Raw genomic sequence first — 8,622 nt, 5'->3', positions numbered from 1 at the left:
CGCCCCCCCGGGGGCCCCCCCCCCTCCCCCCCGCCCAGTTCCACCCCCCGGCGTCCCCCGGCCCCGCCCGCAGGGTGGGGCCCCCCGGCGGGGGGGGCCCCCCCCCCGGGGCGGGCCGCCCCCACACCCGCGGCGGGGCCGGGATCAGTCCGCCTGCGCCACCTCGACCTCGTGGCCGGCCGCTTCCGGCTCGGCGAACTCCAGCAGCCGTCGGCCCTCCGCCTCCACCGCGGCCAGGTCCGCCCGGCCGAGGCCGCCGAAGGTCTCGACGGCCAGCACCGCGCCCGACCCGCGCTCCTTCCGGATCTTCCACACGCCCGCGACGAAGCCGTCCACCAGGAGCGTGGGCAGCACGCGGGCGCCCGGCCGGTAGACCCGGGTGCGGTGCTCGTCGGCGATGATCCGGCTTCGGTCGGCGTGTGCCAGCAGAAGGTTGTCCCACTCGGGCAGGAAGCGCGGAGGCGCGGTGGTGCCGGCGTCCGGCAGCGGGCCGTCCGGCACGTCGAACAGCTCGGTTCCCTGTTCGTCGCGGAACACCCGCAGCTCGGGGCGCAGCCGCTTGAGCACCGTGCCCAGCCCGGTCAGCCCGGACCACGACTGGACGTCCTTCACGCTCGCGGGCCCGAACGCCGCCAGGTAGCGCAGCACCAGCCCGTCCGGCTCGGCGGCGGGGGAGGGCTCCTTGCCGAGCCACTCGTCGGCGTTGGCGTACGTCGCGTTCGCGCCCGATCCCCAGGTGCCGCCGGGCGGTACCTGTACCACCGGCAGATGGGTGCGCAGGGTGATGTAGGCGAGCGCCGAAGCGTCCCGGTTGGGCCTGGAGGCCAGCAGCTCGGCGCCCAACTCTCCGTAACCCCTGGGGCGTTCGCCGACCAGTGCGCGTGCCTCGGCGGTCAGTGCGGCGATGTCGAGGCCCTCGGCGCGCTTGCCCATGAAGCCCCGCATGGCCTTGGTCAGCGCCGGCTGGACCGGTGTGCGGAAGTCCAGGAAGTCCCGCGCGGACATCACCTGCAGAGTGGCGCGCAGCATGGTCGCACGCACCACCTGGCGGCTCTCCATCAGCTCGGTGAGGTGCTCGCGGCGGAAGTCCGTCAGCCGGCTCCACAGGCCCAGGTAGGGCGGGTTGGGGACCTGCGCCTGTAGCGCGACGACCTGTTCGACCGCGTCCAGCACCGGCAGTGCGGCCCGCGCCAGCAGCAGCTGCCTGGCCAGGGTGGCCCGGTTGAGTCGGGCCCGGTCGAGGACCTCTCCCGTCGCCGCTGATCCACGCATGGCACTCCTTCCTCGGCCGCCACCCGGCAGCCGCCGGACACGGCCGCGGGTGCGGTGCCCGGCCGCAGGCCCGGCACCGCACCCGCAGACCCGGGCGTCAGGAGAAGACGGTAATACAGAACTGGTGCCCCGCAGGGTCGTTGAGGACCCGCCACTTCTCGCCGCCCGGCTGGAACTCCGGCTTGGTCGCGCCGAGGTCCAGCAGCTCCCGCTCGGCCTCGTCCAGGCCGGCGACCTTGAAGTCCAGGTGGAACTGCTTGGCGGAGTCCGGCCACTGCGGCGCGGTGTGGTCGGTGACCCGCTGGAAGGCGAGCCGCGGCGTGCCGGCCGGGCCGACGTAGGTGAAGTCGTCGCTGCTGAACAGGACGTCCCAGCCGGTCACCTTGCAGTAGAACTCGGCCAGCTCCTTCGGCTCGCGGGCATCCAGTGTGATCGCGGCGAGTTCGCCAATGGGCATGGTGCTTTCCTTCCAGGAGAGGGCTCCGCGTGCGGCGGACCCGTCCTCGGCTCGTGGCACGACTGCGGCCCCCGCACGCCCCGGCCGGTGCCGGGCAGGGGCGCGGCCCTCGGCGGAAGGCCGCGCGCCCGTCCACGAGCTTAGGCCCAGTCGGCTGCCGGGTAAGCGATATGGCGGAGCGTCACCCGAACGTGAGATCCAACTCGACGTCGGAGTGGCCGTCCGGGCCCGGGTTCTCGCAGACGTACCGCCCGCCGCCCGCGACGCCCGCCAGCTCGCCGGTACCGGAACCCGGGACCACGGTCAGCGCGGCCTCGGCCCGCCCGGCCGCCGTCGCGCCCTCGATGCGCAGCACGAAGCTGCCCTTCCGGTCGCCGATCCGGCCCTCCACCCGCTCCAGTCCGGTGAAGCCGCTGGTGCCGTCCGTCCCGATGCTGATCAGGCACTCCAGGGTGCCCCGGCCGTCGACGTCGCCGCGGTAGTGGTTGACCACGCTGCCCCGGAACAGCGCCGGTCCGCCCTCGGCCTCGCCGAACGGCTGGGGGGCCCACGGGTCCCAGGTCATCACGCTGGTCGCCGATGTCTCCATGTCTGTCCCTCTCCGCTGCCAAGTCGTGTCCGGTGCCAGGCCGTGCTGCGGCCGAGGGCATCCTGCCGCCGCGCGCCACCCCGGGCTGCTCAATACTGAGCGTTTTCCGAAATGGCTGGCAATGATTTCCGGAAATGCCCTCGCGGATCTTCCGCGGACTTCCCGGGGATTCCGCCAGATGCTATTTTCCGGTTCATGACGGATGAATTGCAGGCCATGCCCGAGGACTGGACCAGGGCACTCGCGGTCGTCGCGCACCCGGACGACATGGAATTCGGCGCGGCCGGGGCGGTCGCCGCCTGGACCGCCGCAGGCAAGTCGGTCTCCTACCTGCTGGCCACCCGGGGCGAGGCGGGCATCGCCGGGATGGAGCCGGAGCGTGCGGCAGCGGTCCGCGAGGAGGAGCAGCGGGCGAGCGCGGCGATCGTCGGTGTGGAGCGGGTCGAGTTCCTCGACCACCGCGACGGCGTGGTCGAGGGCGGCCCGGCGCTGCGGCGCGACTTCGCGGCCGCGATCCGGCGGCACCGGCCGGAGCTGGTGATCGGGTTCAACCACCACGACCGTTTCGTCAGCGGCCGCTGGAACACCCCCGACCACCGGGAGACCGGGCGGGCCCTGCTGGACGCGGTCGGTGACGCGGGCAACCGCTGGATCTTCCCCGAACTGGGCCTGGAGCCCTGGGGCGGGGTGCGCTACGTGGCGATGTCTAACTCGCCGCACGCCACCCACGCCGTCGACATCACCGCCGCCGTCGACAAGGCGGTCGCTTCCCTGGAGGCGCACGCCGCCTACCTGGGGGCGCTGGTGCCCCCGGTCTCCGACGTCCGGGGCCCGCTGGTCGGGCTCGCCCGCAGCGTCGGGGAGCGCTTCGGCGGCACCCTGGCGATCTCGTTCGAGCTGGTCCCCCGCTGACCTGCCGACCCGGTCGTCGGCTGACCCGCTGACCAGATCGCCGGCTGACCCGCTGACCCGCTGACCCGCTGACCCGCTGACCGGCCGTCCGGCTGAGTCACTGACCGGTTGAGTCACTGACCTGCCGGCCCGGGGTCCCGTTCTCCCGGCTCCGGGGCCGGTTCCGGTCCCGACTCCGGCTCCGGCCTTCCGCGCGGGTGCGGAGGCCGGAGCCCGGCCGGTCACGGCTTCGCCAGCACCGTCCGGCGCATCCGCCAGACCTGCGGGCGCGGCCGGTCCGGGTCGGGGAGCGCGAGCAGTTCCGCCAGGACCGGCTCCACCACCGTCCGCCAGGTCTGCGCGTCCACGTCCCACAGGTACGGCGGCAGCCGCCGGGCGAGGCTGTCGTGCAGCTCCCGTGGGCTGGTCGCCCGCTCGTACTCGGGCTCGTACTCCTGCCGGAGCAGCTTGAGCCCGGCGCCGCCGCCGGTCGCGGCCAGCCCGGCGGGTGTGTCCGGGCGCGGCGGCTGGAGGACGGCCAGCCGGTCCAGGGCGGCGGTCAACTCGTCCGGCCCGGCGCCGGGCATGCCGTGCACCGCGACCAGCCGCCCGCCGGGCCGCAGCACCCGGGCGGCCTCCCGCACCGCGGCGTCCAGGTCGCCCACCAGGTGCAGCACATGGACGAAGACGGTGTTCGCGAAGGAGGCGTCCGGGAAGGGCAGGTCGCGGGCGTCCGCCTCCAGGACCCGGTCGCCGAGCCGCTCCCTGGCCCGGACGAGCATCGGTGCGGACACGTCCACCCCCGACACCTCCCAGCCCAGCTCCTGCAGGCCCACCGCGACCACCCCGGTGCCGACCCCGACCTCCAGTACCGGGCCGGGCACCAGGTCGCGCTGGAGCGAGGCGGCCGACTGCCGTCCGCGCTCCAGACCGCCGCGCATCCGGTCGTAGTCGTCGGCCACCCGGTCGAAGGCCATCGGTTCGTTCATGGTCCGCTCCCTTGTCCACTGCTGTCGGAAGTCCAGTGCTGTCGGAAGTCCGGCGGGGCCGGAAGCCCGGCGTCGCCCGTCCGGTGGTGCCGTCCGTCCGGTGGTGGCGTCCGTCCGGTGGTGCCGGGCGGGCCTCATCGCTCCCAGCGGAGCTCCTCGCCGTCGGCGCCGGGGCACCCCGGGTCCCGGACGAAGCCCCCGATCAGCCGCGCCACCAGGTCGGCGCGGTCGTGGAGGCAGTAGTGGGTGGCGCCGAGCAGCTCGACATGCCGGGCGTACGGGTAGTGCGCCAGTTCGGCCCGCGCCCGGCCGGGCGAGGCGACCTCGTCGTGCTCGGCGGTCACGAAGAGCACCGGTACGTCCACGCCCGCCGCGTCCGGCGCGCTGTCGTAGGCCCAGAAGTCCAGCAGCTGACCGGCGTACCTGACCAGGGAGTCCCGGTCCAGGAACGGCCGCCGGACGGACTCGCGCAGCGCCGGGGAGACCGCCGTCAGCGCCTCCCACGGCTCCGGCGGGCCGTCCGTCCCCTCGACGGCCGACGGGCCGAACAGCCGGAGCAGCCGTCCGGCTCGGGCCGGGGCGCGGACCACCGCACGGCAGACCGCGTCGAGATTGCTCTCGTACGGGGTGTCCTGCTCCCGGCCGGGCCCGTCCAGGCGGAAGGACGGGTTCAGAAGGACCAGCGAGGCCACCGCCGCCGGACCGTGCCGCTGGAAGGCCGTGGCGACCTTGGCGCCCGTGCACCAGCCGACCAGGTGGACGGGCGTGCCCGCCGCCACCCCGGCCAGCCGGAGCGTGCCCGCCAGGTCGTCCAGCTGATCGTCGAGGGTGAACGGACGCGGGACCGGACCGGTGCCGCGGACGTCCCAGGTCACCACCCGGTGTCCGGCCGCCAGCAGCGTCGTCAGCCGGGCCCAGGGCGTGCGCTCCTGACCCAGCGCGTTGATCAGCACCAGTACCGGCCCGTCGGCCGGCCCGCTGCTGCGCACCACCAGCCCGGCGCCGCCCAGCTCGGTCGAGCGCACCGACTCGGGCGGTGCCGGCCGCCGGGCAGCGGTGGTCAGTCCGCTGCGGACCGCCCGGAGCAGGCCGCGGTGCGTGCCGGGCGGCGGCTCGCCCGGCGGCGGGCCGGTGCGCCCCGGCAAAGCGGCGGAGGGGTGCGTGGATGTGGAGGCAGCAGCGCACGCGGTGGTGAACGCCCGGAAGGGGGCGAGCCGCCGGTGGAGGGAGAGCTCCACGGCGTCCAGCTCCCGCTCGCTCCCGGTCGGCTCCAGCCGCAGCCCGTACGCCGCGCCGAGCTCGGGCAACAGGCCGGCGATCCCGACCGGTGGCGCGTCCAGCGTCCGGAACGGGCCGCCGTCGGGCTCCTCGGCCAGGCGCCGGAGCCGTTCGGCGGCCTGGGCCGACGAAAGCAGGGGGACGGCTGCGCCGCTCGGCAGCACCAGGCGGAAAGCCCGCCCGGACGGATAGCCGGGGCAGCGCTCCTCCAGGTCGGCCTGCCAGGCGTGCAGGGCGTCCAGCAGCAGGTGCGGGCCGCCCGCCGGGATGCCCAGGGCGGCCGCCTCGGGGGCCACCGGCACCGGGGTCCGCAGAGCCAGCCAGGGCACGCCCGCGGCCAGAGCGGCCACTGCGGCCTCGCGCAGCAGCAGCATCAGTCGGTCGGAGCCGGGAGGGCCAGGGGGGCCGGTCGGGTCGGGAGGGCTGGTCGGGCCCACAGTGACCACCCGCAGCGCCCGCGCGTCGAGTGCGGGCAGTGCCGCGAACAGCGCACGGCCCACCGCGAGGTCGGCGGGCCCCGGGTCACCTGGAGCCACCCACCAGACCTCTGCCGCCCGCAGTTGCGCCAGAGCGGCCGGAAACCCGCCGGGCGCCACGGCCTGTCCCGCCACGTTCTGTCCCGCGGTGGCCGGCCCGGGTGGGACGGCCGTCAGCAGGGTGGTCGTCGGCAGGGCGGCCGTCGACGGGGTGGCCGGGACGGGCGTGGCGGCGGCCAGCGCGCCCGCCAGCACCGCGGCGACGCCGCCGGTGCCGGCCACGAGCACGGAGTGGGCCATGGTCCTCTCATCCTGGTTGCGGCGAGACGCTCCAGGATTGACCGCGGGATGCCGCGGATCTGCTCACAAGTGAGCATTCCGCTCGGCCCGAAGCCGTCATTATCGACCCGCCGGTGAAACCCGCCGCACGCAATTGGGACGACGCCCGGAGCGGCCCCCGGGAAATCGGGGAAATGATCCGGTGGATCGGCTTTTCGCACTGCGTTCCGCACTGCGCGGGGGCCTTGCCGCACCCGTGGGCACCGCCGAAGCACGAAGGGGGAAGGCCGGGATGGCTGTGCGGTGGAATCCGGCGTACGAGCGCGTGGTGCGGTCGGCGCTGCGCGGCCTGCCGGACCACGCGCCGCTCGACCCGGACGCGCCGCTGCCGGCGTTCGGACTGGACTCCCTCGGCATGGTGGCCCTGGCCGGCGTCCTGGAGGACGAGTTCGCCATCACTCTCCCCGACGAGGCCATGGTGCCCGCCACCTTCGCCACCGCAGGCAGCCTGTGGAGCGTCGTGGCCGGCCTGCGCGACTGACGTTCCGTCGGGGGCGGAGCCAATTCGTCGGGGCCGAACCGAGGAGACCCCGATGACCAGCATCGCGCTGCTGCACGAGTGGTTCCGAACGGGCCTGCGCCGCAATCCCGACGGACCCGCGCTCGCCGTGGCCGGCGAGCAGATCACCTACCGCACGCTGGACCTGCGGGCCCGGGCCTGGGCGGCGGCCCTCCTGGCAGCGCCTGCGGGTGCACCGACCCGGGTCGGCATCCTGGCGGCCAAGAGCCCGGAGGCGTACACCGGCCTGCTCGCCACGCTCTACGCCGGTGCGGCGGCCGTACCGCTCGGACCGGAGCACCCCGTCGCCCGCAACCTGGCCGTCGCCGGGGCCGCCGGGGTGGACGCCCTGATCGTCGATCCGGCGGGGGCGGCCCAGGTGCGGCCGCTCGCGGAGCTGCTGCCGCTGCGGACCGTCCTGGCCCCGCGCGGACCGGGCGGCGCGATCCCGGACCGCCTGGCCGAGGAGTACCGCGAGCCCACCGGGCGCAGCGCCGCGGACCTCGCGTACATCCTCTTCACCTCCGGGTCGACCGGTCGCCCCAAGGGCGTGCCGATCAGCCACGGGAACGTCGGTGCCTTCCTGCGGGCGGCGTTGCCCAGGTACTCCTTCGGCCCGGCCGACCGCTTCAGCCAGATCTACGAACTCACCTTCGACCTGGCGATGTTCGACCTCTTCATGGCCTGGGCGAGCGGATCCTGCGTCCACTCGCTCTCCCGCCTGCAGGCGCTCGACCCGGCACGTTGCGTCCGGGCCCACGGGCTGACGGTCTGGCACACCACCCCCAGCCTGGCCCGCGCCCTGCAGGGCCGGGGCCGGCTGCGGGCGGCCGGCATGCCGGGACTGCGGCACACCGTCTTCTGCGGCGAGCCGCTGCCCGAGGACACCGCACTCGCCTGGCACCGGGCCGCGCCCGGCAGCACCCTCGACAACATCTACGGGCCCACCGAGCTCACCATCGCGTGCACCGCCCACCGTTGGGAGCCGCCCGGGTCGGCCGGGTCGGCAGGGTCGGCAGGGGCCGACGAGGAGGCCACGTCGGGGGCAGCGGGCGGCGGGACGGTGCCGATCGGCGTGCCGAACGAGGGCATGGAGTACTTCCTGCTGTCGGCACCCGGCAGCGCGGACCCGTCCGTCGGCGAACTGTGCATGACCGGTCCGCAGATGTTCGGCGGCTACCTGGACCCGGCCAACGACAGGGGACGGTTCGTGACGCACGCTGGCCGCCGCTGGTACCGCACCGGCGACCGGGTGCGGCTCGACGACACGGTCGGCCTGATCCACCTGGGCCGGAACGACACCCAGGTGAAGGTCAACGGCTACCGGGTCGAACCGGCCGAAGTGGCGACCCAGCTGAGGGCGCTGACCGGTTCCGACGCCGTGGCCTTCGCGGCTGCCACGCCGGAGGGTACCGTCCTGGCCGCGTACGTGCTCGGCGGTCCCGCCCCCGATCTCGTCGGGCTGGCCCGCCGGCTCGCCGAGCGGCTGCCCGCCTACATGCTCCCGGGCCACCTGTGGTGGCTGCCCGTCGCACCGCTCAACGGCAACGGGAAGACGGATCTGGCACTGTTGAAAGCCGAGGCGGTCGACCGGATCGCCGAACTCGCGGGCGGCGGACCGGACCTCGGGAAGTGAGCCGGGCGGAAGCTCGGGGAGTGGGGCGGACCGGACCTCGGGGAGCGAGCCGGGCCGTGTTCCGCCGTCGCGGGGGTCGCCCGGGGCCCGGCCGCCGTGGCCGCTCGTGCGGACCGGCGGTGCGCGCTCAATTCTGAGCAGGCCGGGTCCGCCACCGTCGCTAGGGTCACCCTTGAGCCCGACTCCCGTGCCCGCG

The 8,622-nt window shown here is 75.1% G+C and carries 8 protein-coding genes; 3 read left to right on the top strand and 5 right to left on the bottom strand.

What is annotated here, in order from left to right:
* Positions 1 to 144: 144 nt before the first annotated feature.
* From ACFC1R_RS13430 to ACFC1R_RS13420, 3 genes are all read right to left on the bottom strand, one after another.
* Positions 145 to 1,272 carry a winged helix DNA-binding domain-containing protein gene (locus ACFC1R_RS13430; RefSeq protein WP_375937522.1) on the bottom strand — a complete coding sequence of 376 codons (1,128 nt, stop codon included), beginning with the start codon at positions 1,270 to 1,272 and terminating at the stop codon, positions 145 to 147.
* A 97-nt stretch (positions 1,273 to 1,369) separates the two neighbouring features.
* Positions 1,370 to 1,729: a VOC family protein gene (locus ACFC1R_RS13425; protein ID WP_375937519.1), complete on the bottom strand. Its 360-nt coding sequence runs from the start codon at positions 1,727 to 1,729 to the stop codon at positions 1,370 to 1,372.
* Between the two features lie 181 nt (positions 1,730 to 1,910).
* Positions 1,911 to 2,318, bottom strand: coding sequence for a DUF3224 domain-containing protein (locus ACFC1R_RS13420; protein ID WP_375937516.1), 408 nt, complete (start codon positions 2,316 to 2,318; stop codon positions 1,911 to 1,913).
* Positions 2,319 to 2,513: 195 nt separating this feature from the next.
* Here ACFC1R_RS13420 and ACFC1R_RS13415 point away from each other — a divergent pair, with 195 nt between their 5' ends.
* A complete protein-coding gene (locus ACFC1R_RS13415; protein WP_375937513.1) occupies positions 2,514 to 3,230 on the top strand; it encodes a PIG-L deacetylase family protein in 717 nt (238 codons plus the stop codon).
* Positions 3,231 to 3,451: 221 nt separating this feature from the next.
* Here the strand turns inward: ACFC1R_RS13415 and ACFC1R_RS13410 are convergent, their stop codons facing one another.
* Positions 3,452 to 4,198 carry a class I SAM-dependent methyltransferase gene (locus ACFC1R_RS13410; RefSeq protein WP_375937510.1) on the bottom strand — a complete coding sequence of 249 codons (747 nt, stop codon included), beginning with the start codon at positions 4,196 to 4,198 and terminating at the stop codon, positions 3,452 to 3,454.
* A 134-nt stretch (positions 4,199 to 4,332) separates the two neighbouring features.
* Positions 4,333 to 6,252, bottom strand: a complete 1,920-nt coding sequence (locus ACFC1R_RS13405) for an alpha/beta fold hydrolase (protein ID WP_375937507.1) — start codon at positions 6,250 to 6,252, stop codon at positions 4,333 to 4,335.
* 271 nt (positions 6,253 to 6,523) lie between these two features.
* Here ACFC1R_RS13405 and ACFC1R_RS13400 point away from each other — a divergent pair, with 271 nt between their 5' ends.
* Both ACFC1R_RS13400 and ACFC1R_RS13395 read left to right on the top strand, forming a co-directional pair.
* Positions 6,524 to 6,772: a phosphopantetheine-binding protein gene (locus tag ACFC1R_RS13400; RefSeq protein WP_375937504.1), complete on the top strand. Its 249-nt coding sequence runs from the start codon at positions 6,524 to 6,526 to the stop codon at positions 6,770 to 6,772.
* Positions 6,773 to 6,824: 52 nt separating this feature from the next.
* Positions 6,825 to 8,426 carry an AMP-binding protein gene (locus ACFC1R_RS13395; protein ID WP_375937501.1) on the top strand — a complete coding sequence of 534 codons (1,602 nt, stop codon included), beginning with the start codon at positions 6,825 to 6,827 and terminating at the stop codon, positions 8,424 to 8,426.
* Positions 8,427 to 8,622: the final 196 nt, after the last annotated feature.

The sequence above is a fragment of the Kitasatospora sp. NPDC056138 genome, assembly GCF_042264695.1.
In the GTDB taxonomy this organism is placed as follows: Bacteria; Actinomycetota; Actinomycetes; order Streptomycetales; family Streptomycetaceae; genus Kitasatospora.
The sequence above is the reverse complement of the archived record's forward strand: the minus strand, read 5'-3'. Positions and strand labels throughout refer to the sequence as shown.

Coding starts and splice junctions, on each gene's coding strand:
- ACFC1R_RS13430 (WP_375937522.1), bottom strand. CDS start 1,272: ATGCGTGGATCAGCGGCGACGGGAGAGGTCCTCGACCGGGCCCGACTC.
- ACFC1R_RS13425 (WP_375937519.1), bottom strand. CDS start 1,729: ATGCCCATTGGCGAACTCGCCGCGATCACACTGGATGCCCGCGAGCCG.
- ACFC1R_RS13420 (WP_375937516.1), bottom strand. CDS start 2,318: ATGGAGACATCGGCGACCAGCGTGATGACCTGGGACCCGTGGGCCCCC.
- ACFC1R_RS13415 (WP_375937513.1), top strand. CDS start 2,514: ATGACGGATGAATTGCAGGCCATGCCCGAGGACTGGACCAGGGCACTC.
- ACFC1R_RS13410 (WP_375937510.1), bottom strand. CDS start 4,198: ATGAACGAACCGATGGCCTTCGACCGGGTGGCCGACGACTACGACCGG.
- ACFC1R_RS13405 (WP_375937507.1), bottom strand. CDS start 6,252: ATGGCCCACTCCGTGCTCGTGGCCGGCACCGGCGGCGTCGCCGCGGTG.
- ACFC1R_RS13400 (WP_375937504.1), top strand. CDS start 6,524: ATGGCTGTGCGGTGGAATCCGGCGTACGAGCGCGTGGTGCGGTCGGCG.
- ACFC1R_RS13395 (WP_375937501.1), top strand. CDS start 6,825: ATGACCAGCATCGCGCTGCTGCACGAGTGGTTCCGAACGGGCCTGCGC.